Source organism: Bdellovibrio sp. HCB209 (assembly GCF_047306065.1).
Taxonomy (GTDB): Bacteria; Bdellovibrionota; Bdellovibrionia; order Bdellovibrionales; family Bdellovibrionaceae; genus Bdellovibrio.
Window position 1 is genome coordinate 825,112 of the sequence record NZ_CP178618.1, and the last position, 26,447, is coordinate 851,558.

General features: G+C 45.9%; 26 protein-coding genes and 1 tRNA gene. 13 read left to right on the plus strand and 14 right to left on the minus strand.

What is annotated here, in order from left to right; all coding sequences use genetic code 11:
- Positions 1 to 101: 101 nt before the first annotated feature.
- Both ACLVWP_RS04045 and ACLVWP_RS04050 read left to right on the plus strand, forming a co-directional pair.
- Entirely contained in the window at positions 102 to 1,061 is a 960-nt protein-coding gene (locus ACLVWP_RS04045) for a polysaccharide deacetylase family protein (protein WP_413560259.1), read from the plus strand.
- Positions 1,061 to 1,744, plus strand: a complete 684-nt coding sequence (locus ACLVWP_RS04050) for a hypothetical protein (RefSeq protein WP_413560260.1) — start codon at positions 1,061 to 1,063, stop codon at positions 1,742 to 1,744. The genes ACLVWP_RS04045 and ACLVWP_RS04050 overlap by 1 nt, the downstream gene beginning before the upstream one ends.
- A gap of 57 nt (positions 1,745 to 1,801) precedes the next feature.
- On the opposite strand, the gene ACLVWP_RS04055 is transcribed toward ACLVWP_RS04050, so the two are convergent.
- Together ACLVWP_RS04055 and ACLVWP_RS04060 are read right to left on the minus strand one after the other, a co-directional pair.
- Complete coding sequence (locus ACLVWP_RS04055) at positions 1,802 to 2,455, minus strand: thermonuclease family protein (protein WP_413560261.1); 654 nt, start codon at positions 2,453 to 2,455, stop codon at positions 1,802 to 1,804.
- Between the two features lie 89 nt (positions 2,456 to 2,544).
- Positions 2,545 to 4,092 (minus strand): Ig-like domain-containing protein, encoded by a 1,548-nt coding sequence (locus tag ACLVWP_RS04060; RefSeq protein ID WP_413560262.1) that lies wholly within the window; start codon positions 4,090 to 4,092, stop codon positions 2,545 to 2,547.
- Between the two features lie 272 nt (positions 4,093 to 4,364).
- Here ACLVWP_RS04060 and ACLVWP_RS04065 point away from each other — a divergent pair, with 272 nt between their 5' ends.
- From ACLVWP_RS04065 to ACLVWP_RS04085, 5 genes are all read left to right on the plus strand, one after another.
- Positions 4,365 to 5,948 (plus strand): YiiX/YebB-like N1pC/P60 family cysteine hydrolase, encoded by a 1,584-nt coding sequence (locus ACLVWP_RS04065; protein ID WP_413560263.1) that lies wholly within the window; start codon positions 4,365 to 4,367, stop codon positions 5,946 to 5,948.
- A gap of 9 nt (positions 5,949 to 5,957) precedes the next feature.
- Positions 5,958 to 7,142, plus strand: a complete 1,185-nt coding sequence (locus tag ACLVWP_RS04070; RefSeq protein ID WP_413560264.1) for a hypothetical protein — start codon at positions 5,958 to 5,960, stop codon at positions 7,140 to 7,142.
- Positions 7,143 to 7,147: 5 nt separating this feature from the next.
- Entirely contained in the window at positions 7,148 to 9,190 is a 2,043-nt protein-coding gene (locus ACLVWP_RS04075; RefSeq protein ID WP_413561560.1) for a phospholipase D-like domain-containing protein, read from the plus strand.
- A 71-nt stretch (positions 9,191 to 9,261) separates the two neighbouring features.
- Positions 9,262 to 9,747, plus strand: coding sequence for a hypothetical protein (locus tag ACLVWP_RS04080; protein ID WP_413560265.1), 486 nt, complete (start codon positions 9,262 to 9,264; stop codon positions 9,745 to 9,747).
- A 79-nt stretch (positions 9,748 to 9,826) separates the two neighbouring features.
- Positions 9,827 to 10,852, plus strand: coding sequence for an alpha/beta hydrolase family esterase (locus ACLVWP_RS04085; RefSeq protein ID WP_413560266.1), 1,026 nt, complete (start codon positions 9,827 to 9,829; stop codon positions 10,850 to 10,852).
- Here ACLVWP_RS04085 and ACLVWP_RS04090 read toward each other — a convergent pair whose 3' ends face one another.
- Positions 10,853 to 11,239, minus strand: a complete 387-nt coding sequence (locus ACLVWP_RS04090; protein ID WP_413560267.1) for a septal ring lytic transglycosylase RlpA family protein — start codon at positions 11,237 to 11,239, stop codon at positions 10,853 to 10,855.
- A 285-nt stretch (positions 11,240 to 11,524) separates the two neighbouring features.
- Between ACLVWP_RS04090 and ACLVWP_RS04095 the strand changes: the two genes are divergently transcribed.
- Positions 11,525 to 12,643: a DegT/DnrJ/EryC1/StrS family aminotransferase gene (locus ACLVWP_RS04095; RefSeq protein WP_413560268.1), complete on the plus strand. Its 1,119-nt coding sequence runs from the start codon at positions 11,525 to 11,527 to the stop codon at positions 12,641 to 12,643.
- Positions 12,644 to 12,827: 184 nt separating this feature from the next.
- The gene (locus tag ACLVWP_RS04100) at positions 12,828 to 13,247 is read left to right on the plus strand and encodes a hypothetical protein (protein WP_413560269.1); all 420 of its coding nucleotides are present in this window, start codon (positions 12,828 to 12,830) and stop codon (positions 13,245 to 13,247) included.
- A gap of 78 nt (positions 13,248 to 13,325) precedes the next feature.
- Here the strand turns inward: ACLVWP_RS04100 and ACLVWP_RS04105 are convergent, their stop codons facing one another.
- The gene (locus tag ACLVWP_RS04105) at positions 13,326 to 13,802 is read right to left on the minus strand and encodes a hypothetical protein (RefSeq protein ID WP_413560270.1); all 477 of its coding nucleotides are present in this window, start codon (positions 13,800 to 13,802) and stop codon (positions 13,326 to 13,328) included.
- A 184-nt stretch (positions 13,803 to 13,986) separates the two neighbouring features.
- On the opposite strand from ACLVWP_RS04105, the gene ACLVWP_RS04110 reads away from it, so the two are divergent.
- Entirely contained in the window at positions 13,987 to 14,829 is an 843-nt protein-coding gene (locus tag ACLVWP_RS04110) for a trypsin-like serine peptidase (RefSeq protein WP_413560271.1), read from the plus strand.
- 3 nt (positions 14,830 to 14,832) lie between these two features.
- Here ACLVWP_RS04110 and ACLVWP_RS04115 read toward each other — a convergent pair whose 3' ends face one another.
- On the minus strand, positions 14,833 to 15,036 hold the full coding sequence (locus tag ACLVWP_RS04115) for a hypothetical protein (RefSeq protein ID WP_413560272.1): 204 nt from the start codon (positions 15,034 to 15,036) through the stop codon (positions 14,833 to 14,835).
- On the opposite strand from ACLVWP_RS04115, the gene ACLVWP_RS04120 reads away from it, so the two are divergent.
- Positions 15,035 to 15,697, plus strand: coding sequence for a hypothetical protein (locus ACLVWP_RS04120; protein WP_413560273.1), 663 nt, complete (start codon positions 15,035 to 15,037; stop codon positions 15,695 to 15,697). The genes ACLVWP_RS04115 and ACLVWP_RS04120 overlap by 2 nt on opposite strands.
- Before the next feature lie 55 nt (positions 15,698 to 15,752).
- On the opposite strand, the gene ACLVWP_RS04125 is transcribed toward ACLVWP_RS04120, so the two are convergent.
- Positions 15,753 to 17,558: a M3 family oligoendopeptidase gene (locus ACLVWP_RS04125; RefSeq protein WP_413560274.1), complete on the minus strand. Its 1,806-nt coding sequence runs from the start codon at positions 17,556 to 17,558 to the stop codon at positions 15,753 to 15,755.
- A complete protein-coding gene (locus tag ACLVWP_RS04130) occupies positions 17,558 to 18,652 on the minus strand; it encodes a DUF2252 family protein (protein WP_413560275.1) in 1,095 nt (364 codons plus the stop codon). The genes ACLVWP_RS04125 and ACLVWP_RS04130 overlap by 1 nt, the downstream gene beginning before the upstream one ends.
- 148 nt (positions 18,653 to 18,800) lie before the next feature.
- Here ACLVWP_RS04130 and ACLVWP_RS04135 point away from each other — a divergent pair, with 148 nt between their 5' ends.
- Positions 18,801 to 20,177, plus strand: coding sequence for a YncE family protein (locus ACLVWP_RS04135; protein ID WP_413560276.1), 1,377 nt, complete (start codon positions 18,801 to 18,803; stop codon positions 20,175 to 20,177).
- Positions 20,178 to 20,210: 33 nt separating this feature from the next.
- Here the strand turns inward: ACLVWP_RS04135 and ACLVWP_RS04140 are convergent, their stop codons facing one another.
- The 6 genes from ACLVWP_RS04140 to ACLVWP_RS04165 all read right to left on the minus strand — a co-directional run bounded on the left by ACLVWP_RS04140 (position 20,211) and on the right by ACLVWP_RS04165 (position 24,483).
- Complete coding sequence (locus ACLVWP_RS04140; RefSeq protein WP_413560277.1) at positions 20,211 to 21,281, minus strand: alkene reductase; 1,071 nt, start codon at positions 21,279 to 21,281, stop codon at positions 20,211 to 20,213.
- A 92-nt stretch (positions 21,282 to 21,373) separates the two neighbouring features.
- Positions 21,374 to 21,751, minus strand: coding sequence for a hypothetical protein (locus ACLVWP_RS04145; protein WP_413560278.1), 378 nt, complete (start codon positions 21,749 to 21,751; stop codon positions 21,374 to 21,376).
- Positions 21,752 to 21,887: 136 nt separating this feature from the next.
- Positions 21,888 to 21,964 (minus strand) — tRNA-Arg (locus tag ACLVWP_RS04150).
- A 131-nt stretch (positions 21,965 to 22,095) separates the two neighbouring features.
- Entirely contained in the window at positions 22,096 to 22,890 is a 795-nt protein-coding gene (locus tag ACLVWP_RS04155) for a transglutaminase-like domain-containing protein (protein ID WP_413560279.1), read from the minus strand.
- A 148-nt stretch (positions 22,891 to 23,038) separates the two neighbouring features.
- Positions 23,039 to 23,539 (minus strand): DUF3011 domain-containing protein, encoded by a 501-nt coding sequence (locus tag ACLVWP_RS04160; RefSeq protein ID WP_413560280.1) that lies wholly within the window; start codon positions 23,537 to 23,539, stop codon positions 23,039 to 23,041.
- A gap of 131 nt (positions 23,540 to 23,670) precedes the next feature.
- Positions 23,671 to 24,483, minus strand: a complete 813-nt coding sequence (locus ACLVWP_RS04165; RefSeq protein ID WP_413560281.1) for a YihY/virulence factor BrkB family protein — start codon at positions 24,481 to 24,483, stop codon at positions 23,671 to 23,673.
- 245 nt (positions 24,484 to 24,728) lie between these two features.
- Between ACLVWP_RS04165 and ygiD the strand changes: the two genes are divergently transcribed.
- On the plus strand, positions 24,729 to 25,556 hold the full coding sequence (gene ygiD / locus ACLVWP_RS04170) for a 4,5-DOPA dioxygenase extradiol (protein ID WP_413561561.1): 828 nt from the start codon (positions 24,729 to 24,731) through the stop codon (positions 25,554 to 25,556).
- A 74-nt stretch (positions 25,557 to 25,630) separates the two neighbouring features.
- Here ygiD and ACLVWP_RS04175 read toward each other — a convergent pair whose 3' ends face one another.
- Positions 25,631 to 26,356, minus strand: coding sequence for a hypothetical protein (locus ACLVWP_RS04175; RefSeq protein WP_413560282.1), 726 nt, complete (start codon positions 26,354 to 26,356; stop codon positions 25,631 to 25,633).
- Between the last annotated feature and the right edge of the window lie 91 nt (positions 26,357 to 26,447).

The following is a 26,447-nucleotide window of genomic DNA, read 5'->3' on the forward strand; positions in this document are numbered from 1 at the left end:
CTTTGGATACTAAACTATATGCACTTAGTGAGAGCCCCTCTGAGTCCAGTGCTGAGAAAACATATTTGGTACTCAGCAAGCGAAATGTTCTAATAGTATTTATGAAGTCAGAATTAATAGCGTTGATGTTAGCGGGTTTTAGTTTTCCGTGGTTTGCCAACGCTCAAACCGGTGATGACGTAATAAATGAAGCCCTTAGTAATCGACCTGCAGAGATTCAGGACGATTCCATGAAATTGGATAAAAAGATTTGTTCAGGATCAAAAAAGTATCCTGTTCATCTGACATTTGACGACGGACCAGATCCCAAGATCACACCGCAAGTTTTAGAGGTTTTAAAAAAAGCTGGCATCAAAGCGACCTTTTTGATTTCGACGAATCAATTGACCAAAGGTTCTGCTGAAGAAATTCGCGGGCGTAAACGTTTAATTGAAAAAATTAAACAGGATGGCCATACAGTGGGCTCTCATTCCTATGAGCATATCGAACATGCGAATCTGAAAACGCACACTCGCGAGCAGATTTTAAATAATATCCAAAGATCTTTTGATGAGATTGATAAATTGAATCTATCCAAGCCTATTCCGTTTCGCTTCCCCTATGGCAGTGGTTGGATTGAAGATTCAAAGGATAGTGCAAATCAAGACATGGGGAAAGAGGCCATCCTCAAAGTAAAAGCTGCGGGATATCAACCCTTTCATTGGGATATCGATACAGAAGACTGGAGTAAGGTGAGACGTAAAGCCTTGCCGATGTCAGCCTTGAGTCAAATCTGCAGGTCACATGGAGGCATCATACTCATGCATGATGTTCATCAGTGGACAGCAGATAATCTTCCAACGTTTATTGAATCCATTCGGCAGTCTGGACACACATTTGTGTCTGAATCTGAGATCATTAAGTACTCTGAGCAGAAGGACGGTAAACCCTTGAACTCACTGATGGATCGTTTGGGGCGCAAGGGCGGATGTATATATACCCGAGGATCCCTTGAACATGTGGCTCCTCTCTGTAACACTAGTAGTTCCAGCGAAACTAAAAAGATGAACGGAGTCCAATAATGAAATTTCTTGTAATGGGTGCTTTGGTTCTGTTTGCAGGCCTCCAAGCAAAAGCAGCGGCGGTAATTCAAGCAGCCTCTAATATTCATAATGGTAAAGTGGTTGTTGCGGTTGAGGCTACAGACCCTGAACGTCGTGTATTTATGGAAGTCGATGCTAAGACGGGCAAGAAAGAAAGCTTGGGCTTTCCCAATGATCTAGTTTCAGAAAACATCATGGCGGTGATTTCCGTTCCTGGATATGTCGTAGTGATTTCTCAATGGACGGCGGGTGACGGCAAAAAACCTCGCGTGCATGAGTACGTCAGAAGCTCAAAAATCTGGATGGCGGCGGGTGAGTTGAACTGCTTGTCTTTCGATAAAATTGAGGTTGAGAAAACAGAGCTGAGAGTCGACTGTGTGGATCAGAACAAAGCGAACCTTCCGGTGGGAGTGGTGAAGCTGGCTCTGGATTTCACATCTAAAGCTGTGGTTAAGTCGACGCTGCCAGTTCAGCAGGACAAGCAGGGGGCTGTGAGCTTTAGTTTGTCAGGTGGCGAGATGTTCAAGTGGGAAACTTTGAGCCTAAGCTCTGGTAAAGCTAAAAAGACCTTGAGCGCTCAAGACGTTTCATTGTCTTCAGATGCTAAGATCAAGAAGACCATCACGATCAAAGAAACGATCGGGCCGGTTGAATCTAAATAGTTTTTCTGAACAAAGTTAGAAATGAAAAAAGCCATCCTTGAGGGATGGCTTTTTTATTTAGAAGAATCTGTAGCCCATATTGAAGGCGAAATCTTTCTCTGAGAAAAAGGCTCTGCGCCAAACCGGAACCTTATAAGCGTCTTCCGGGTAATAGAGCATCTTTGTTTCGATATCCCCGACAAAATTAGTTCCCGTGAAGTTGCGAGAGCTCATGCGGAAGTCGTAAGGTGCTTGTACATTCGTGTAGCGCTCTGCGAACAGGCCTCTTTGATTGTCGATCGCAAACTTGCTGGCTTCGCTATAGGCCGCAATTAAACCCTTATCGAAAGGGTAGATGAAGTACATATAGCCCCATCCCTCTTTCAGGATTTCCAGGTTTACTTCCACGTTATTATAGATCACGCGTCCCAGGATACGATTGTGCTTATCGTGGCCATTGTCATCGTAAACGACAGTGATGTTGCTGCCTGGGGGAACCAAGCCTGCTACGAAATCACGAGCCACCGTGGCTGCCTCGCCCTGTGTGTGACCGAAGTAATCAACCTCTGGGGTATCAACACCCAGGAAGCGAACTTTATAGCGTTGGGAGCCGGATTGAACCGTCAGAGTATCGCCATCATGCACGTTAAGCACGGTGCCCTGAAGTGTGTAGGCAAGGGCAAGGGTCGGTAAGAATATAAGGATCGACAGAAGATAGCGAAGTGATTTCATAGCGCTCGTTGTATCAATTCCCAGAGGAGGAGCCTATGTGAACTCCTCCCTTGGAAAAGATTGCCCGAACGTCTGAGTTTTGGACAGTTCTACTCGACGATATCGAGATAGACGGACTTATCCAGGAACGGGAAGATCGGAACTGAAGCGAATACTTGGTCGAATGTGAACTTGAATTTGTTCAAGCTCATGATCGAGATCTCAGCGATCACAGTTCCAGAGACGTTACCCTCGTAACGGCTGTGGATTTGTGGGGCGTTTAGAAGGATGCGCTCGAACGAAACATTACGACCCTCTGTGCGGCAAGCAGCATCGTACAATGGACCTTTTTTAGCTTCGATCAACGCAGCTTCAGCAAGAATCGCATCACCATAGGCCTTCGGAGTTGTCGTGACACCTCTGACAAAGTTACCCGGCACTGTCCAGAAGAACGAGTAACGGTTCACTAGCGAAGAAGTACCATAGCCTGTTGGGTTTAGCGCATAGTTATCAGACGTGTTGCAATAGTTGCCATCTTTTTTCACTACACCCAAACCCATGCTGATGGATTTGCTACTAGTGATTTGTAAATTGCGAGTTGAATCTGTGTTCGCGTAATTGATCGCGCCATACATGAAAACCGAACCGACAACATAAAGGCGGCAGCCGGTTTTAGAATTGATCGTCACGTTTTCCAAAAGCAAAGGACCACGGATCGCAAGGTCACCCTCGCAATTCAATGTGCCAGAGTTTTGGAAGAAGGTACCTTCGTCCTTCAAGCCTGAAAGAGCAACAGAGGCATCAGAGTCTTTGAAGTACTTCATGCGATCTGTGGCCGCCATTTGGAAGGCACTTGTGATGTTCGCGTCTGTTGGAGCGCCGATATAGACGCTTTTCTTTTCTTGAACCTGTGCGCCCTTAGTTGTGGCGTAGGTCGAAGATGCCAATTGAGCTTTTAGGTACTCCGCCAATGTGGATGCTTTTGCGGCAGAGGCTACAGCAGCAGGCAAAGTCGCTTTTGGCACGATCACTGATTTATCTGCTGGCATAGCAATCGTGTTGAAGTTGTTACCGTGGTCGCCATATACGGAACCACTCGTCCAAGTGATATTAGACGGGGAGCCTTGTCCCATGAAGTAGCTCGATTGGTAACCGAAGTCGGTGATGATATTTGATGCCACTTGAGCATGACATTGGATGCAACCCATACCACGAATGGCAAGAGCAGGTTGGAAAGTTTGGAAGGCGTTACCAACGCTGACTTTGATATTGAATTGGATAGTTGCGCCGTCTTTATCTGCAACCACGGCGATAACCGTATCAGTCCCGCGAAATCCATAGTTAGGCGTGTATTTAAATTTATAAGTCGCTTTGTCTAAGACTTCGATTTTACCATTCAGAGCCGCACCCTGATTGGCTACGATAAATGTGATCTTGTCGGCCACAGGAGCTTGCGATTGATTCGCTTGGAACTCAACAGCCGTATTCATTTTCGTTTCGATCATCATGTCAGGGATGGATTTAGGATCGGTAGAGCCGCCACCTGTACTAAGGCTGGTACTCGGCATACTCGTGAAGTGAGCTTGAGGCGCACAGTTTTGGAATGTCACAATCAAGGCTGCACTCGCGATGGCAAATCCTAGCAGTCTCATTTTCATACAGTCGTCCCCCACGTCCCGTAAAGATGCTCTCTATCAGTTAGTTGTTATTTGCAAGTTCTCTACCATCTTAAAACGAGCAGGACGTCTATGGCGTTTAGTTTATTAGACAGTGTCTGTCAGGTAGTCGATTTCTAGACCTGAGTAGGGAGAGCGGCAACTATGAGGTTTACGTTAGTCTGGGCCTTCTAATAGTTTTGTGTGTCTTCGCATAATCAGGGCTACTAAAATAAAACCTCCACCGCAAAAATGAGAGTTATTGGAGGAAAAACATGCGTTTTAGTCTGGTTTCACTTTGTCTTGTTCCCTTGCTTTTTGCATCTTGTACATCTCATCGGGAATTGACGGAAAGGGCACCCGCAGCCTCCTATTATGTAGATCCGCAGTACTACGATCATCAGTCGCTGTTTGCAGAAGCATTGACCTTCCGTGCGCGCGCACTTCAATTTGCTCAAGAAAAAGATTTGGGTAATAGAACTGATGTAGCTTTCAGTCGTTCTGAAGGTGAGTGGGTTCGTCAAATGGGCCGCGACTATCTAAAAGTTCGCGAAAAACTACTGACTTACACTTTGCCAGTGGCTTCCAATTTCGCAGCTCCGAATCAGGTGAAGTTTGCTCCTTATCAAGGAACAACATCGGTCAAAAAAGAACGCGTTCGTCCTAAAGATGTTTGGGAGCAATACCAAGTCATGACGATCGATCCTAAAGATGCACAAGGGGAGAAAGAAATCTTCCGCACGCAAATGGCTTTGGCTTCTGCGTTGATCTTGATGGATAACTTCTTGGTAGCGATCCAACCATATAACAATATTTCTTCGATTCGCTATGTTTTGAACTACGATACAGATCAATACAAGGCTCTGCAAAAGGTCGCAGATAGTTATGCCAGTCGCGAGCGTCGCGATCAAATCCGTACGGCGATTGAATTCGTTGATGGTGTGATGGCTTGGCGTCGTGCTCAAGGTGTTTCAACAAGTCCTGAAGAATCGAATCTATACACGATGATTCAATCAAGTATCTGGTACATCGCCATTAAGAACAATAAAGAGAGCTCAACTTTCGAAGACTCGGTTGCGAATCTTTGGAACCGTTTGACGTCCAGAGGTAAGCGCGGGGCTCGCGTTGTGTCTTATGGCGTGTCGATGGGCTTCGGTAACATGGTGGGCTTGGTAGAGAGTCGTAAGGGTTATCTCTATAATATGTCAGCTTCTGAAAAATCTAAGCTGATCGGTGAAATGAAACCGCTAGATATCTTGATGGAGAAAACTCCATTCCGTCTGACAGATAAAATGATTCCTGGTCACTACGGTCACGTAGCGATCTGGTTGGGAACTGAAGAGCAATTGAAAGACCTTAAAGTTTGGGATCAATTGACTCCGCTGGTTCAGGCTAAGATTCGTTCTGGTCACAGAATCGTTGAGGCTTTGCGCCCGGGCGTAGAGATCAATACTCTAGATCATTTCTTGAATATCGATGACTTCTTGGTGGTGCGTGATACTCGCTCGAATATCACGGATGAATATCGTCGTAAGGCGATCCTGCAAGCGGTTGCTCAACTCGGTAAAGAATATGACTTTAACTTCGACGTATTAACTCACACACGTATCGTATGCTCTGAGATCGCTTACGTGGTGTTCGACGATGTTAAATGGCCTCTTGAAAATACATTGATGCGTTATACGATCAGTCCAGACAACGTGGCGCAACTGGCAGTGGGTAACCAAAGAATCTTTGAACCGGTGATCATGTATTATGGTGGTCGTCGTGTTTACAAAGATCTGCCTTATTCGTTGAGTCTGCTCTTAAAAGCAGATGATGCGTCTTATGCTGCATTTACAAAATTCCAAGGAATCTAGGGGTTCACTTTGAAAAAGTCGTTTGTCCTAAGTCTGTGCGCCGCTACTTTAGCGGTGCACTGTTCGCATAAAGAGGTTCGTCAACCAAGCAGCTTGCAGAATATCTTCACCGAACGGGAGACGCAGGCTTTAGGGCAAATTCTAGGGGAAGACTCTCCGACAGAAAAATTCCGCCGAGTCATGGCGGTGGATTTCCACACCAGTGGCGATAAGAAATACCTAGCAGAGACAACTCGCAAATCCATCCAAAGCGCCATTGCGCAGACCTTAGGTGAAGAAAACCCAAGCCAAGGATTAGCCAAGCTTGCTTTAGGCAATGTGAAAAATGAAGTGATTGAAAACTTCATCAAGACTTTGAAAGTTTATAAGCTAGTGAATTTGGGTCTGCAGTTTGATCTAAACTTTGCACCAGAACCATACTCTCTGACATTTGCTCCTGAGCTTTCCAGCAATCAGTTGGTTCGTTTGGATGAAGTCGGGCAGTTGAGCAAGAAATGGGATGTCCTTGAGAACCAAGGCCTGACAAATCAGCTGTATGCAAATTCAGTTTTGGTTAAGCAGGATGGAACCGCGGACTATATCGGTGGAACTATCAGTATCTTTGTTGAGATCCTAGATACAAAACCGAAACTGGGCCTGCCGAAAATTACTAAAAATGGTGTTAAGGGATATGTTCGCTACCGTCGCTACTTCCGCGTGAATTCGCCACTGACAGCGGGCAGCTGCTCAGGATTTGATACAGCAGTCACGGTGGGCAGTCGCGTACCGACGTTCTATACGGTGGACGTTTACAAAAACTTTGATCTTAAAAACCTCCTTCCGACAGAAGAAACCTTGGAGATTTATCCAGGCTTGATCGCGGCGACTCAAGAGGGTCGTCCTGAGTTGCTACCAGAAAGTGGTGGCAAGTATTCTTCGGTTCCGACGATGCGCTATGAAGTTCGTCAAAAGAAGATGACCGATACCATCGAGTTTTCTGTTAAAAAAATGGTTTATGATTTGAAAGATCGTAAATTCGATATCGTTCGCAGCGAAATTGATGTGATGAAGTATAGAAACATCGCTAAGAACCCAAGAATGCAGGACGAGGAGGACTCCAAGTCTGAAGCTCGCAGAGCTTTCTTTAAAAGCTGCCAAGGTGTTCTTGAAAAACAACTTCTGTTGAATCAGATCGTTCCAGGGGGAATTCTGTGATTAAAATGATGACCCTGGCGTTAGCCTTCCTATTTTCAGTTCAGGCCTTTTCCCAAGGTGCGCAAGTTTCCTTGAAAGAGCGCATTGATGCGATGGACTTTTACAAACAGAACCATGGAGTTCTGTTTTCGGCAGAAGCCTGCCGTCGCCCTGAAACTTTATTGGCTGAAGTTCGCAAGCTTCCTAAAAAGGCTCAAGACCAAGTCCAAGCCTTTGTTAAGCAATATGAAAACCAAGTGCCAGAGAAAATTTTGATGCCTTTGGTGTATTGGAAGTTTGTGAAACCTTCTGCCGCCAATGAACAGAAGGTTTTAAAGTTCTGGCTACAAACTCGTATCTTGGCATTGCGTGATTATGCTGATCACCCAATGAAAAAGAATGCCTCCCAGCAGGCGCAAGCTCGTGATTTAGCATTAAGTTACAGCCGCGCAGGTGCTGTGACGTTGACGTCCTCACAACTTACTGAAGATCTTAAAAAACGTTTTCCTGAGATGGAAGTTTATAGCCTTGTTGCTGGTGGCTTTGTTCCGGGGAATGTTGTTGAGTTGGTCAGCCATAATACAGTTTCACCAGATCGTATCGAGTGGTTCAATGAACGTTCGATCTTTAACGGTGGCAAACTGGATTTTTCGCAAAGTTATATGAAGATGCCTTTAAACGAAGCCGATGAGGGGCATCCCTCATTCAAGGATCCGATGTTTGCGCGTATTCGCGACATGATTCTGTCAGCAAAGCAGGGGATCTTTATCGACATCTTCCTTTTCGGGGGAACGATGGGGGGAACTCTGTCGAAGTTCCTTCTGGATCAAACAGTTATTAAAAAGAAAGCCAATCCAAACTTCAAGGTGTTGCTCTTGCATGATTTTGCAACGAACTACAACATGAAGGACGAAATGATGCCGATCTTTCAATATATGAAAGATCGTGTGGCGGCAGAGCCGGAGCTTCGTTCCTCGGTGTTCTTGCTGCAAGCCAATATCCAGCGCCATCCTCCGGGCATTCCATTCGGAATTACGAATCTGGTGCCTAAGACAGAAGAAACGTTTAAGGCCTTGGAAAAGCGTAACACTTATTACGAGTCCAAGATTGATCACAGTAAGGTGATCGTCGTGGATGCGGAAGGTGAGTCGCCGCAAGCTTATTTCGGTTCTAAAAACTGGTCAGATCACAGCGGTGGTTATTACTACGATAATGCTCTGTATGTAAAAGGACCTGCGGCGGCGTTGGTTCAAGCAGCTTATTACGATGATATCGATGCGGCTTTAACGACAGATCCTCAAGAAAGAAAATGGTTCTATTATAAAGAACAGGGTTTCTCGAACGAGGCTTATCTTGCAAAAAGAGAACAGATTCTGTCTTGGTTTAAGTTGAAACGCACAAGTTATCCAGCGGTGGGGCCTCAGGTTGTCAGACTTGCTGAAGCCAATGTCGATGGTAAAATCAAAGATGTCAGAAACATGCTCGTCGATATGATTTCTAAAGCAGAAAAGAATATCTATATGGAGCAGCTCTTTATCTATGATCCGTATATCAATGATGCCTTGATGAAGCGTAAGGCTCAGGTTCCATCTCTTAAAATCAGAATTTTAGCCGATCATAACGGTAATTTTGATATGGGCGGATTGCCGAACACATTGTTCTTGGAACAACTATTAAATCACGGCGTGGAAGTGAAAGCTCGCAAAACTCTGGGGTCTGAGGCGCGTTTCCCGAACGGAAAAACGCAAACCTACCATCAGGAGAACCATCGTAAAATCACATCTATTGATGGCAAAACGATGATGGTGGGCTCTTCCAATTTGAATCCCGATACCTTGCAAGGCAGCTTCCGTGAGTTCGGTGCGCAGATTTTCGATACGCAAGTGATCGCTGGTTTTGAAAAGGAGTTCATGTCTGCTTGGAATGACAAAGCACAAACGGGTCCTTTCTTTGAAGGGCAGTTGAAGCTGAAAGTTTTGGGCCAAGAGCTGAGTGTTGAGCAAAGCCGCCTGTTGAATGATTTAGGCGCTGCAATCTTTAGGGCCAAGGACGATATCGAACAACGTTAAGGACCTCTCCGGTCCTTTTCAGGCCTTATTATTTTTCGGAAAAAGCACAAGATGATGGCAAAGGAGTTTCTATGGAAAAACCATTGCTCTATGCCGTCATTGTCTTCTTATCTTTCCTTTCCATCCAAGTCTTTGCCCAGCCCCATGCCGCGGATGAGGTGGAGCCCTCTTTGACTTGCACGAACAAGGTGGTGAACACCATTTACATACCCAAACTTCGTGAGGTTGTTGATTGGCCCGATGATCAGATCCGCCCTTATGCCCTGCAAATGTGCAAACTTGAAAAGCAAAGGGGAGAGTTGCAGCTTTCGATTCGTAACCAATCCACTAAACTTCGTGAAAACAACTGGCGGGTCTGCAAAGAGGTGATTCCAGGTAATCCCAACCCAACTCCGGCTCAATGCAAGGCCGCTCATGCGCAGTTGATTAATGACTTGATCGATCAGTGCCGTGCGGTTGTGAACATCGGTCACAATCCTCATAACGTGGGACTCTTCATCGATCCCCTGTTGGTGGAAGTCGCTTGCTTGAAAGGCGTGGATACAGCTTTGAAGTAAGTTTGTGAGCCGTGCGAACTATGATTCTGTAGAGTAACTGAAATACTCCTGCTAATCTGGCTTAAACCGCGGAGTGTTTGTGATTGGTTTTGTAGTTCGCTTGTCGTTGTTAACTCTAGCATTGATTCAATTTACGGGATGTAAGGGCTCAAGCTCTGATTCTGCCCCGACAACTCCGGTCACGTATTCAGTTAAATCCAATCAAAGCTTGAATATCTCAGGGCGAGAAGTCGACCTCTACGTTCCAAGCAATGCCACCTCGGCCATTGTGTTTCTTCATGGTGGTGGCGGTAACAAAGAGGGATTTGCTTACAATTTAGGTCTTAAGACAACCAGTAATAGTTTTAGTTACACTCTGACATCAGCGGGCCAAGCGTGGCTTGCGAAAGAAAAAGTCATCGCAGTTTTTCCGCAAGGCTTAACCGTGGGTGGAGCGAATTGGACCTGGAGCAATCGCGTGATGACGTCGGGAGCGGATGACGTTTTGTTTTTGCAAAATCTTGTAGCCGCTATTAAAGCCGACACATCTTTACCCGCAGTTAGCAAAGTCTACATCGTGGGTCACTCGAATGGTGGGATGATGGCGAATCGCATGTGGTGTGAATCGCCGAACACTTTCGATGGGTATGTCACCTTTGCAGGACCGCCCTCCACCAAGCTTGCAAGCACCGGAGCTAACCCTTGCAACCCAACAGCGACGAAACCCTATATGGGAGTTGTCGGGGATCGCGACCGCGTTTTACAAAGTGGCGGCAACATGAACGCCACGAATTGGACGATTGCTTCGTCTTTGGTTTCAAATGCCAATGCTTGGGAGGATGCGACTCCGCAAGTTCTGAACGATAAAGTTTATCACACGACTCGTGTGGGGATTAAATGTTCGGGGAGTGTGGGGACGCCAACGACCAGTGGGCAAGTCACGACCTATTCTGATTGCAATGACTCAGTGAAATTAGTTGTGATCGCGCAAGTGACAGTGAATAGCACGATGTCAGGTGGGGATCATTGTATCGCCACCTTGAGTGGTCCTTGCGTAACAACCTTAACCGGAAATACGGGCATTGATCTTAAACAGTTGGCCGTGGATTTTTTAAAGAATTTCTAATTATTGACCGGGAATGGAAACGACTTCCATCTTAACTTGGTCGACGCCTTTTTGAATCATTCCTAATTGTTTGGCGGCGGCTTCAGAAATATCAATGATACGACCTTTGCTGAAAGGTCCGCGGTCATTGATTCTAACAATCACAGATTTGCCAGAACTCACACTGGTCACTTTGACTTTCGATCCCATGGGCAGCGAGCGGTGAGCCGCTGTGAGTTCGTTCATATCAAACTTTTCGCCACTTGCGGTGCGGTTGCCTTGATGGCTTTCGCCGTACCAAGAGGCTTTGCCCTTAGCGACACTTCCCACCTTAAGGGAGTGCGCGCAGCTTGGAAGGCTGATTCCTAAAAGCAAAAGAATTGATAAAGCGGTGGCCTTGGGCTTCATAGTCTACTCCTCGGCATTCCGAGCGAACTTCTTGATTTTCGCCTCCGGTGGTAACACAGGCACTATGTTTATTGTAGCTGGACGATAGGTCCTGCCGATGGAAGGGTAGTAACGCTCAGGAAAGCCACTAAAATCGCCCTCTGTGTTGTTCAAAAGCACCACTCGTGTGGAGAAAGCTACAGTGCTCTAGCCTCACAACGCGCAGCCCGTGATTGCACATTTTTAAAACTTGGCGGAAAATCTTTGTATAAGTCTTAATTTTTAACCTTGGATGAGAGAGTACTTATGAGCATTCAACAAGTTCCATTTATCACATTGAACCGTTTTGAACCTGGTTTCCGCGATGAGTTTTTGGCGGGTGTTACAAACCTTTTTGATAAAACACAATTCGTTGGCGGTCCAATCGTTGGTGAGATGGAAGCTAATCTTGCAGCTTACACTAAATCTAAACACGCGATCGGTTGCGCGAACGGTACAGATGCAATTCAAATTGCTCTTCGTGCAGTGGGTGTTGAAAAGAACGATAAAGTTCTAGTTCCAGATATGACTTTCTGGGCAACTTTTGAAGCGGTTGTAAACGTGGGTGCAAACCCTGTGACTGTGGACGTGAACAAACAGTTCTGCCACTGGGACCTTGCAACTTTCAAACAAGCCGTGACTCAATTCAAACCGAAAGCAGCCGTGATGGTTCACTTGTACGGTTGGGTGACTCCGGAAACTTTGGAAATCAGAAAATTCGCGAAAGAGAACAACGTTGTTTTGATCGAAGACGGCGCTCAATGTTTTGGCACTGAAATCGACGGTCACTCTGTACTTGGTACAGCGGAAATCGCAACGACAAGCTTCTATCCAGCTAAAGTTTTGGGTGCTTCTGGTGATGCGGGTGCGATCTTCACAGCGAATGATACTTTCGCTAAGAACTGCCGTACCTTGATCAATCACGGTCGTACAGATCACTACTCTCACGGTATGATCGGTTGGAATTCTCGTATCGGTGCTTATGAGTCATTGTTCTTGAACATGTCTTTGAAACACATCGATGCTCGTATCAAATCTCGTATGAACGCAGTGAAGTTCTATGAAGAGTCTTTGAAAGGCTTGCCACTAAAACCAGTGCGTGCTGCTGGCAACGTTAAAGAAAACGGTTACTGCGCAGTTGCGATGATCGAGCCTTCTTTGCGTGCAGGTTTGATTGAGAACTTGAAAAAAGCAAACGTAGGTTACGGTACAATTTACCCGGGCGCGATGAGCATGCAATCTGGTGCTCAAGGTCACTTGGCAGGTAAAATTGACAATGGAAATGCTCACTACATCTCTCAAGCGGTGTTGAACCTTCCATGTTTCGCTTACATCACACCAGAAGAACTTCAATACGTTGTCGACGTAGTTAAAAAGAGCTTCTAGTTTTTCATCTTAATAATGAATAAAACGAAACCCCGCTTGGCAACAGGCGGGGTTTTTCGTTTTTCCGGGTCTTATTTACATCCTTCTAAAATTTGCAACAAAGACATCGAAACGTTCTAATTTACATATATAAACGCGTTGCGTATAGATAGCTCCATAACGAACTAACTTTAATGGAGTCTTTATGAAAACGATGATGATGGCAATTGCGATGGTTTTGGGTTTCACGGCAACAGCACAAGCAGGCAGCTTCGCGGAAGTGACTCTTCCAGCGGGTGTTGAGAGCGAACAAGGCATTCAAGATGTCTATGCTCAAGAGGCACAAAAACCGGGTACGGCTTTGAATAAGTACCTTGCTGGGATTAAACAAGCAGATCCAGACTATTATATCGACGACGCAATTGGTGCTGAGGATATCTTCAGACTTGAGTGCGGCAGAAGCGGTGGCACGTTCTATTGCAGTTACCTGGTAATGGTTCGCGCGGGTTACAAAAGCAACTCATTCCCAATGGGTTACTTGAAGGTTTCAACATCTAGTGATTCTGATGGCGAAGGTCCAACGAAACTTGTGATTGAAGGCCCTGCTAAGGTAACAATCGAATAGCGAGTTTCTAAGTAAGAATAAAAAAAGCCGGGTTTAAATCCCGGCTTTTTTATTTTCTAAATCTAAGTCGATAACGGACTAGTTGCAGTTAGCGATAGTTTTAGTTTTCGAAGAGATCGGACGTTGGTGGTACACATCAGACATTTCGTAAATAGATTGAGTGTATTGCAATGGGTATTTCTTAGTTTCAACTACAGTTTTTACACAACGTGGGCGAGTTGAATCATCGCGGTTCCATTTGATGCAAACTTCTTGTTGGTAGTCGCGAGAAGCCGTGATGTATTTTGCAGGAGTCGCAACCACTTTAGGATTTACGCATACTTTTTTAGGATAGTGAGAGTCTGAGTGATCCCAACGGTAAGCTTCGCAAGTCACTTCTTTGTGGGCTGGAACGTAAACTTTGAAAGAGTTTTTGTCTGCGTTGTAGCAGATTTGCTCTTTCGCTACGTAACCTTTTTTAGGAACGTAAGGGTTGATCGTGCGGTTTAGGATAGTTTCGCCGTAAGCAGACGCGATACCAGGAACCAATAGCATAAGTGCGATAACGAACTTCATAATATCTCCTATGAATGTTGTTGGGACCCAGGCTTCTATTAGATGTTGTTTGCCTTGGCACGCATTTCTTTGTGAAGTCGGCATGGAGTCATGGCCAAAAAACAGCAAAATGCGCACTGCGTTTCGTGATTTTCTATTGTGACTTCGGGGGCTTATTAATAGGCTTTTGACCCGAGGGGGACACATGAAATTTATCATTTCTTTGTTAACTGTAATGACAGTTGCATCTATCGCGCAGGCTTTGCCACTACCAAAAGGGCAACAACTGCTTTCACTGCCAGAGAACTTTACTGCTGAGTACAACTTCGAGGGGATTGTTGGCTTGGATAATTGTTCTGGTTCTTTGATTCGTTTTGAAAACTCACGCGACACGGACAGCGCCATGGTTATGACCAATGGTCACTGTTTGGAAGCGGGCTTCCCAAAGCCAGGTACTTACCTTTACGGTAAACCAAGCCGCCGTTCATTCCGTTTGTTCAACGAAAGAATGGAAGTTGTGGGTCGTTTGACGGCAACAACTATCATCTATGGAACAATGACGAAAACAGACATGGCAATCTACAAATTGTCTGAAACGTACGCGGATATCAAATCTAAGTACTCTGTGAACGCGTTAACTCTATCTTCACAACGTCCCACTGAGAGAACTCCAATGGAAGTTATCTCTGGTTACTGGAAACGTGGCTACTCTTGTGAGATCGAAGCTTTCATCCCACAATTGAAAGAAGCTGGCTTCACTTGGGAAGATTCAATCCGTTACTCTCGCCCAGGCTGCCAAGTGATCGGCGGAACTTCAGGTTCTCCAATCATCCAAAAAGGCACACGCACTGTGATCGGTATCAACAACACGGGTAACGAATCTGGTTATATGTGTGAAATGAACAATCCATGCGAAGTGGACAAAGACGGTAACCAAAAAGCATATCGCGGTTACTCATACGGTGAACAAACGTACTGGGTATACTCTTGCCTTAACCAGTACAACGAAATCGACGTAAACGTACCTGGTTGCCAATTGTTTCACTAATCGTTAAGAAGCTTCATCCTGTTTTTGCGGACGAAGATCTTCAACGCTTACATTGTTTTTTCGCGGAGCACGTTTGTGCTCCGTTTTTTTTTCGGGACGATCCCATTCGTCTTCGCCACGCAGTCGGCTCATTGTCATCTCATCCATTTCTTTGATAAACTCATAAGACTTCAAAACGGCATCTTTGATTTGCTTTAGAATCTGCATGGCTAAAGGCTCTCCCGGATTAGGCGTGAGCTTAAAGTGTAGAATAGCAGGGGATATCTTTGGGGATTTTAATGTTCAACTGGTCCTCTATCGAGGCCAGTCTGGTGTTGGGGAAGTCTTTATGTCTAACGAGAACGATAGAAAAATGAGCACCGAATTTGATTCCATACTCGAGTTAATGACCATAGATGTGCCGTCCGAAAATAGGGAATCGTTTCAAGATTGCGCTATTGAAGAGGTTCGAGTTTTTTGTGAAAACTACGGGATTCAAAACGCTATTCAGTATTTCAAACAAAAGGTGCAAAATATCGGTCCCGTGGAGTGGCAATTTTTTGCGATGGCCGGCTTCAACGAAGTTGAGGCTGAGCTGCGTTCCTTTATGAATTCTGAAGATCAAAATAAGCTGGGGGACGCTGCCATTGGACTTGCGTTTTTAGGACATCAGGATGGATTCGATGTGATTCTTAGTTTAATTAAGAATTGTACCAGCAAACCTCCAAAAGAAATTCGAGATGTTGGGCCTTTCGACTTTACTCCTGTAGGTCCTGTTCATAAAGCGTGGGAGCTTGATTGGATTAAGCCGTACTTATATCGAATGAAAGATCCCAGAGCCGAAGCGATATTGAGGGACTACGCATACTTTTTCAAAAAGAGCTTTTGAGCGAAACAAGGGCACTCACAGGCGAACGGGACTGAGGCAGTCCCGTTCCCTAAATCTAGTTTGAAACCAATGATTCGAAGTGGTTGATTTTGGCTTTAACAACGTCGATTGATTTTTGCCAGAAAGCTGGTTGAGTGATGTCTTCTCCCAGGTGCTTCATGATCAAATCTTCTGCTGTCATTCTGCCGGTGTCTCTTAAGATCGCTTTGTACTTAGGCATGAAGTCTGCGCCTAGTTCTTTACGACGAGCGTAAATGCTTAGCGAGAACAAATAACCGAATGTGTATGGGAAGTTGTAGAAGCTTAAGCCTGCGATATGGAAATGCAGCTTATGAGCCCAGAATAAGTCGTCTGCTTTGTTTGTGCATTCGCCGTACCATTCTGTCCAAACTGTTGTCATTAGATCGCGAAGTTCTTTGGCGCTGAGTGTGCGTTCTTTGCGTGCTTCGTAGAATCTTTTTTCGAATTCGTAGCGTACTGGGATGTTGATTAGGAACGCCATTGCGCCTTCTAGATCACCCCAAGCATTTTCGATTTTTTCTTCTTTGGATTTGGCTTGGTTCATCAAGGCGTCGCCCAAAACAGTTTCGGCGAAGACGCTTGCTGTTTCAGCCAATGTCATTGGGTAGTCTTGTTCACCCAAAGACATGTCGCGCATGATCCAAGAGTGGTAGCCGTGACCTAACTCGTGAGCAAGCGTCCCGATGTCGCTGTTGGAGCCCATGTAGGTCATGTACACGCGCGGTTCTTGGTTTTTCGCGAAGCCTGTGCAGTAGGCACCCGTGCGTTTGTTTGGAAGGACTCGGCCTTCGATCCAATTTTTATCGACCATCATTTGCACGAAGTCCGCCATTTCTGGAGAAACTTGGTTGAAGGCGTCTTTAACGATCTTTGCACCTTGTTCAAATGGGATGGCTGCTGGTGAAGCTGCGATTGGGCTTGGGGCTAATAGATCCCACATGTCCAATTTGTCTTTCTTCATGACTTTCGCCATCAAGTGACCGGCTTTTTGGATGTCTTTAGCATTTGTTTTACATGCGGAGATCATTGCATTCAAAGTTTTTTGCGTGATGCGATTATCTGACAATGGATTGTTCATGAATGTCATCGCTTTGGTGTGAGAACGTTTGTTTGCGTCCTCAATGCGCCAACCAGCCAAGGCATTAACGATGGCAGCAGCGGCGTGCTGATGCTCGCCCCAGGCTTCTTGGATGCCTGTCCAAGCAACCTTGCGATCTTCTTCGCTCGCGGTTTTAGTCAGGGCGCTGGCTTTTGCTAAGCCCACAGTTTCTGTGCGATCTGCATATTTCAATTGAACGCGGATGTTGCCGCTGAGTTCATCGTACAAATCGCCCCAGGCAGAGTGGCCGGAAACTTCAAGGCTCTTCATCAAAGTCTCTTCAGACTCCGGAAGGCTGTGTACGGCTTTTTGGCGTTCTTGTTCGTACATGAAGCGGTAAGGTTTCACGTGTTCGTGAGTTAGAATCTTGTTGAAGGTGTCTTCATCACATTTTTGTAGGAACAAGCGCACGGGAACCATCGCTTGTGAAAGTTTCGAAAAGAAAATCTGATTTTCAGAACGCTTTGTTTTCGCTTCAGCATTCGTGGAGTCCACAGAAAGGCTGCAGCTTAAGTAAGTTCCAATTGTGGAGGCAATGATTGCGCATTTTTCTTGAGCGACCAGGATGTTTTGAACTTGCGTGATGGTTTTATCATTAGGCTTAGCGAAATCTGCTTTGATCTCAGCGATGTTCTTTTGCAAAGACTCTAGATCCGCGTGAATCGCTGTCCAGTCATTTTGAAATTCTTTAGAAGTGATAGAAGGGTAAACCGATTCGATATCCCAAGTAGGTCCGTTCATTAGTTATTCTCTTTCGTCATAAGGTTGACGTAATTTTTTACGAGTGAATCAAAGTCATTAAAATTTAAAACTTGTAGCAGAGTTGTGCTGGCTGATTGGCCACCATGCCAAAGGCCTAAGCGATTGGCGATGTACAGGGACATCTTTTTGCCATCATCGAGACTGCCGTTGCTATCCACTTCTTCAGGATCGAAATCCAAATAAGGATTTAAACGTGCACGCATCAAGAAAGCTCCGCCTTCTGTCGTGACGATCTTATAAGGTCCGTAAGCATTGTGAGCAGGGCGGTAAACTTGCTCGATATAAGGGAAGCGTTGTGCGGGCTCGCCTTGATACAGATAAAACGAAGTCGCCGCTTGAGTTTGCAATTTAAACTCAACGATGTAGCGCTCTTGATTTCTTTGGATCAGATACCAGAAGCGTGGCAAGCCTTGGCTGCCACCTGAAAGCTTCGTGCGATAGCCAACATCCAGAATTTGATAGCCACTCATCGAAGCTTCAAAAGCACTGCGGGATTTTTCATAAAGCTCTTGCACCGAAGCCGGAGCTTGAGAAATCGGTGTGAGTTTTGCTTTCGCAGAGAAACGATTTTGATCCGTCATCTTAGTCAGATATTTGCTTTGACGTTTAAAGTAGTCGGCATCGGAATGCGAAAGAGCTTCTTGCAAGATCTCGGGCTCGGCCACGGCCTTACCCTGAAGTCCTTGTAGATAAGCTTGGAAAATATCTTTCGTTGAAATAGCAAACGGGGAAACTTGGTTGCCAGCTGCATAGCGAATCAGATCGCCAGCTAAAGGTGCTTGTGGACCGCCATCATCGATATCGTTCAATGCGAACTCGCGACCGCCGCTTGCTAATTGTACATCGCCAAAATTTTGAATGTGCGGATCACCCACAACTATACCCATCGGTGACAGCATCGGGGAGTTTTGCGATTTCAACCAATTCCAATAATGAGGAGCATTCGCGCGGAAGGCATTGAACAAGCCATCTTGGTGATTCCAATCGGCACTCATTGTAAACGCATTCAGTTGTGCTGAGGCCGGAGCCGCACAGAAGAATGTCATAGCAAGAGTTAGGAAGAGTGCTTTCATGTAGGTCCAAACCTAACAAAGGGCCCAGGGGAAGGCAAGGCGCTGAAGTGTTAAGACTTTGTTGGCTTTCAACACGTTACAGGAACGTCAATTGTCGGCTTTCGCGGGCTTCGCAATAGTTATTGGCACTATTCAAAAGGAGAACCGTATGAGACGTCAGTTCCTGATTCTTGGGTTGGTTTTGTATTCCTGTATCGTGAATGCAACGGCGAGGGATTTAGAGGCTTTTAGCACAAAGGATTTTTTGAAAAAGATTCTGCCTACGGGGTGTCAGCCGAAGGGGGCTCGGGTTTCTCCGGATGGGAAGCATCTTTATCTGGCCGAGATGTGTGGCAAGATCGATCAAAAAACTAAAAAGCGCGTTCCCACGGCCTCGATTTATGATCTCGAAAAAATGACACTGGCAAAAACGTTGGTAACTCCCGTAGGAATACGCAAAGGGATTCTCGCCAATACAGAAGTGGATTTTTCATACGATGGTAAGTGGGCCTTGATCGCGCGAGCAGAGGGCGACTCTGAATCTGAGGTTTATCAGAATCAGGGCTTAGTAACAGTTGTAAACACTAAAACTCAAAAGATTGCTAAATACATTCCCACATACGGGCAGGGAGCAAAGATCATTGCGACTCGCCCGGCGATTTCTCGGATGAGGAATGCTCCGCAGGTGATCTATGTTGCGAATTATTTTTCTGACGATATCAGCGTTTTAGATGTCACCAATTTAAAAGACGATGGAAAACTTAAAGGCGACGAACACTTTATCAAACGAGTGTCTTTGACCACTCACTTCAAAGCACCTATCGAACACGGATACAAGATTGCTCCTAGGGGAATGGCGTTTTCGCCAGACGGAAAGTACGCTTTTGTGTTGGCGACCGAAACGGGAAGTCTGTTGATCGTGGATTCTGTGAATCACAGACAGATCGCAGAGCTTGCCCCGATTGGTAACGACGTTGCAGGCCGAGCTTTGAATTTGCGTCACATCGTCGTCACGAAAGATGGTTCACTTGCATATCTGAGTCACATGCGTGGCAATGCGGTTTCTAGAATCAATTTACGTGCATTAACTCAGTATGTGGAATCCTTGCCACAAAAAGGCCCGGATGTTGTTTTGCCCGCAACCCTATGGAATGAATTGCTAATGCCCTTCCAAACTGCCAATGGTCCACAAAACATTTTGATTCTGGAAGACTATCCCGCAGATCATCCCAATTTCCCGAATAAGAAATGGCCACTGGCTCATCCGAACACCATCGTGTTGGATCCAATTCAGAATCGCTATCTGTACGTTTCATCACGTACGACAACAGTCGAAGGAGACACCTCGGTCGATGCGCGCGTTTCAGGTAAGATCGACGTGGTCGACACTCAAAACGGCGCACGCATAATCACCTTGGTCGGAGGAGCCCAACCCACAGCTCTGGACATAACTCCCGACGGAAAAACTCTGATTTCAGGAGCCCTGATCGGCGCGAAACTCTCATTCTTTGATGTTGGCAAGTTGATCAAGATCTACGAGAAATAAAAAAAGGCTCCCGCGAGGGAGCCCTTCGTTAGGCTATTGGTAGTCGTTAAAACCCTTATTACCCGGAGTATAGAACGTGTTGTGATCCGCAGGTGTCAGCGGTTTTCCCTCTTTCAGTTTTTGCACTAGATCGGGATTAGAAATGAATGGACGGCCGAAGGCCACAAGGTCGCCTTTTTTATCCATCAAATCTTTTTCCGCGCGAGCTTCGTCGTAACCTCCAGAAGTGATGTAAAGACCTTTGAAGTTCTGTTGAATCAAAGTTTTGATCTCAGGATTTACAGGTGGGGCACCCATCGCGCTGTGGTCGACAACGTGAATGTAAACCAATCCCAAGTCAGAAAGCTTTTGGCTTAACGTCATATAGAATTGATTGATGCCTTCAAAAGCACCTGTATCGTTGAAAACGCCGTAAGGGGAGATGCGAATACCGAGACGATCGCCACCAATACTAGCGACGATGCCTTTGGCGATTTCTAAAACAAAACGCATGCGATTTTCATCAGAGCCACCGTACATATCCGTGCGCTTGTTCGCATTGGGATTTAGGAATTGTTCAATTAGATAACCATTTGCCCCGTGAAGTTCAACACCATCAAATCCCGCTTGGATCGCAAGCTCTGCGCTGTGGATGTATTCTTGAATCGCTGTTTTTACTTCATCCAACGTCATTTCATTCGGAGTCGGGTAGTCTTGTTGGCCCGCGGTGTCTGTCCAAATTTTTCCTGACAACTTCAATGCCGAAGGTGCCAAGATTTTTGCGCCTTTAGGAATGTTGTCTTGATGAGAAGCTCGCCCAGTGTGCATCAATTGGACGAAAATATGGCCGCCTTTTGCGTGAACAGCGTCAGTGACTTTTTTCCAGCTGGCTGCTTGCGCGTCGTTATAAAGACCTGGGATGCGAGTGTAGCCCAAACCATTTGCTGAAGGAGAAATCCCTTCCGTGATAATCAAACCTGCTGAAGCACGGTCTGCGTAGTACTTAACGATCATATCGTTAGCGATACCACCTTCTGCACGCGAGCGAGTCATCGGTGCCATCACTACGCGGTTTGAAAGTTTAATACGACCCATTTGAATTGGTTGAAATAAAGGACGGTCCATTTGTGTTTTCCTTTCACGTGAACTCTGTATGTAACAATACTGAGCACGTTTTCGGAAAAGACAAGATGCTATTTACCTAGGTCCCGAAAGGATCACTTTGTGTTCTTCTCGTTGCACTCAAGATTTTCTGTGGGAGCAGTGGGCTTTAAATGTTCGATGCGAATGGATTGCACTCCGCCAGCTGTTGCGAATTGTTTTGTTACTAACACTCTGTACGCAGTGTCCTTGAATTCAAGATTTTCTGAAGTTGCAGTGAGGTAAGCACGTACCGGTTTTTTAGACAGAATCAAATTGTCGACAGCAACCAGCCAAGTCGTCGCCTGCATCTCGCGACCATCTTTCAATGTGCAAGCTACAAAGTTTCCATCCGCATCTTGTGATAGATCATCGGGATTGATATCCGTTTCCCCAGGAGCCGCAAAACTCAAAGATGATCCAAGAACCAGAAGGATGGCGATTAACAACTTCATTTGGGGGCACTCCTTGTTAAGAAAACTTGCTCTCTTATTTATAAGATACTTTTGCTCTAACAGTCATGACGGGATCGATGCTTTTTAGCAGAGAGTTGAAACGAAAAAAGCCCCAATGACGGGGCTTTTAAAAAAATGGTGATTCCGGTACGACTCGAACGTACGACCCTCTCCTTAGAAGGGAGATGCTCTATCCAGCTGAGCTACGGAACCACTTGCGATCTAATATCGCTGAAGCGGCAGAAACTATCAAATTGATTCCGAATTTCCAAGCCCGTGACCGCACTTTTTACCCAATAACGCATTGTATTATTAGTAGTATCGGTGAATAGGCGGGCATTCCGCTACAAGAACACGCTTTTACAAAGGGCGGAGTTAGGTATCCAATAACTTGGGTACTTCAAAACTTTAAGGATGCGCCCGACATAATTGGTTGGGTTTGCAAAAGGTGCGACAGAGCGAGTGACTGATTTCCAGGCGCTCTGTTGCATCACTTCGTTAAAGTCGCGACCGTGAAAAGTGATGTTATAAGGATCGACGATCCAAAGTTTGTATTTGTCTTTGACGACTACGATCGCGTGGTCTTCAACATGGTTTCCTATGTGCACTTTCGTATAAACGAAATAGCTTGTGATGCCCAAGGCGCGTAAACCTTGATGAGTGAGCAACGCATTTTCGCGGCAGACTCCGGCTTGGCATTGCAAGTAAGCTCCAAGGTTGATGTCTTTCCCCTGGTCGCGATGTTCTTTTAAAACTTTGCGGTAGGGACTGGAATCGTATTTTTTCATCGGAAGGGCATTACTAACAGCCTCAGCGAGTAAGGCGATTTTCAAGTTCTTTACTAGTTCCGCATCGCCAGATTGTTCCGCCTGCAGGATCTCTGGAGAGACGCGAGCCATTTCCACGATACGTTCTAAAAACTCTTTCAAAGCCGGATCATCTGCACTGATACGATAGTCAGGCTGAATCCCGCCATGTCTGGCAGATCCCTCAACATATGAGCCGAAGGGAAGCTGAACAAAGCCTCCTCGCTGCTCACTGTAGGCCTCCGTGTTGGCAGGTGTCGCATAGGCCACCGCTGTCAAAACTAGCGACAGTGAGATTGCGATAAAATTGATTAGAGAGAGGCCAAGCTTCATGCTCCTAAGAAGAGCAATGAGGATGCCAAAGTGCTGTTAACCGTTGGTTGCACAAACCCCTGGAAAAAGGCTGTGGAAACTCCGCTGGCGAGCCACGAAAAAAGCCCCATTGCTGGGGCTTTTTTGGACCTTAGATTTTAGCTAAGTCTTAGTATCTTTCGATTGCGAAAACGCCGCGGCAGCCATGGTCAACCCAGATACGGTCGCCAGACAAACCGAAGGAACGATTTTGTTCGCAACGTGCGCTTGAACGTTGTTTAGACAAGTAGAAGTTACGGATGCCGCGTGGATCTACGTAGCAAGTGTTGTAACGGTTGCCTTGAGATTCACAAGTCACGAATTCAATACGTGGTTGCGGATTGTGTGGAGGTTGTGGTGGACGAGGAGATGGATTTGGACCAGGGCGAGGGCCTGGATTGTGAGGGCCACCATTGCCTGGGCGTCCCCAGCCAGGGCCGTTATTGCCACCACGATCGTCTCTGCGATCATCGCGACGGTCGTCGCCACGGCGATCATCACCGCGTCTGTCGTCACCGCGGCCTGGGCCGAAGGCAGCGATTTCTTCGCTGTCAGAATAATCAAAATCATAAGCGTGAGCAGTTTGAGTTAATGCACATAGAGCAATTAGAGCGATGATAGTTTTTTTCATTTTTCCCCCGATAAAGTTGGTGTCGTTATGACGTAAACGCCTTATGCACACAAGACATTGCGAGATGCGTGCCGAGAGAAATCGGTGTCAGAAAGTTACTGTATGATTAGCGTATCTAAAGGTAAGAGTCCCTAAGTGATGTGACGTTTTTGCAGGCTCGCACACAGAGCGACGCCAGCCAAAATCACGTACCACAATGAAAGAATCCACAGAGTCAAAATCGGAATCGCAGCAAACGATCCGTAAATTTTATTGTAATTAAAAACGTAAACCGTGACGTAAGAAAATCCCTTATGCACACCAAACATTCCTGCGGCTGCAAGAATAGAACTGATAAAAGCAGAACGCCAGTGCACCCACAAGTCAGGCACTAGCTTGTAGATCAGGAACAAACTGATCACGAGCACCAAACCATTCGTTAAACCACTCGGTAAAAGTTTGCGAGCCACTTGGAATTGTTCTGAAGTGTTGAAGCCCACGTAGATCGCTAGGAAAACTGGAATCAAAAGGATTAGCACCCATTGATAAATCAAACGCTTATAAAAGGGGCGCGTGTTTTTCTGATTCCAAACGCGGTGAATGCCAACTTCCATATCATGAAGCAGGCGCAAAGAAGTGATGAACAAAAAGATCGCACCCATTGTTCCGACTTTGCCAGCATTGATGTTTTTCAAAAAGATGCGCAGCCATTTTGTCAGATCACTTCCTGCAGCCTCACGCAAATTCATCAAAAGGAAAAATTCAACTTTGGGATAAAGCGCTTCAAATCCGCCGATAGATTGGAATGTCGCTGTTACGACCGCCAGGAAGGGGACAAGGCCTACGATCGTGGAAAATGACAATGAGCCAGCCACCAAGGCCAGTTCCCCATCTTGCATCTGTTGGACCGTGTCTTTGATCACGCCCCAGAAGTTTTTGAATGTCAGTTTCAATCGGCTCACCATAAACTGACGATAACCGCTTATTTTCGAAAAGGGAACGAAAGAGCTGGGAAAATTTCAGGTTTTCCGGTCGACGGCCCCTCTTATTGTTCTATTAATGGAACAGTAAAGTGCATTCACGTGCCCTACTGAAACTGTCGGTTTTGGCCGATAATAAGTGAATGAAGAAGCCAACACAGATGACCAGACGATCATTGCTAGTAGGTGCGGGGAGCCTGGCCGCTGGAGTTGGACTATGGAGTATCAACATGCCTCAACAACTGAATGACCTTTTAAATTTGAAAACAAAGTACGATGGCGATCGCATGCCGGTGGTCTTTGTCGGGCATGGTAATCCAATGAACGCGATTCAAGACAATCCGTTTACGGAAAGTTTATTGAACTTGGGTAAGACCCTGCCGAAACCCAAAGCCATCCTGACGATCTCAGCGCACTGGCTGAGTGCCGGAACATTTGTGACTCGTATGGAGCAACCCCGAACGATTCATGACTTCTATGGCTTTCCGCAGGCCCTGTTCGATGTGCAGTACCCAGCTCCGGGAGATCCTGAGTTGGCAAAACGCATTCAAGGACTGTCTGAAAAGAAACCAAAAATCCAAGCTGATGACCATGCTTGGGGACTTGATCACGGAACCTGGGCGGTCCTACGCAAGATGTATCCCGACGCTGACATCCCGGTTCTGCAATTGAGCATCGACATGTCTGAACCTCCAGTATTTCATGTGGAGTTGGGTAAAAAACTGCAAGCCTTGCGCGAGCAGGGCGTGTTGATTCTAGGCAGCGGTAATATAGTGCATAACCTGAGACGCGCAGATTGGAATCAGTCAAACCAAGGCTTTGATTGGGCCCTAGAGTTCGATCAATGGGCAAAAGAGCAATTGGTGAACCGTAACTTCACGGCATTGCAAGACGACTTTATGAACACCACAGCAGGGCGTTTGAGTGTGCCGACGCCGGATCACTATCTACCGCTCCTCTATGTGTTGGGAGCCGTGTCTGATAAAGACCAGTTGTCGTTTTCCTTTGAAGGTTACGATATGGGTTCGATCTCGATGCGAAGCTTAGTCTTTGGATAAGAATCACAATAGAAAATAAAAAATCCCGGCAGGGTCACACCTCCGGGATTTTTCTTTTCAGTATCCAGCAAAAATTATTTGCTAGCTACGCGGCTCTTAGAAGCCTTTTTCTTTTTCTCAGCTTTGCAATAAGCTACGTCTGGTTTTTTCGCTTTCTTACCAAGCTTAGCGATTTTTTTGCAGTCTACTTTTGGTTTCTTAGCAGCTGCGATCGCTTTTTTCTTTTCAGCTTTACAGAAGGCTACGTCTGGTTTCTTAGCTTTCTTGCCTTGCTTCGCTACCTTTTTGCAATCGACTTTAGGTTTCTTAGCGACTTCCTTTTTGCCTTTTGCATTTTTCTTAGGAGCTACTGCTGCGGCCTTTTTACTTTTCTTAGGTGGAGCATCGTAGTTCGAAGCCGTATTGTAAATTTGCGGCGGCTCAGGTGGCGCCATTGAATGACTCATCTCTTCGTTCACAACTTTTTGTGGAAGATTTTGCGAGTCACCAGCAACGTTATCTGCCGGACCTTGAGTTTGTGCAGCGATATCGCTTGCAGCTTCTGCCACATAAGGATCGGAGTGGTTAGAAAGCTCAGCACCTTCTTCAGCGGCAGGAGCCTCTGCGGATGCTTGAGATTCACCTTCACCCGAAGCTGGTGTTACGCGCTCTGCAGAGTCCGCGTCGTTAAGATCCAAAGGATCTACCACTTTCGGTTGTTCTTGGGTTGGTGGAGCTTCTTCTGAGCCCATCCAAGACTTCATTGTCGCGCAAGAAATCATAAAGGAGCTGAGTGCTGCTAGAACGAGTACGTTTCTCATTGTTGTTCCTCTTGTAAAATGTCTGAATATCATCAGCATAACAAGCCTATCGGCCGGAACTTTCATAAACAAAATGGGGTTCTCAAAATAG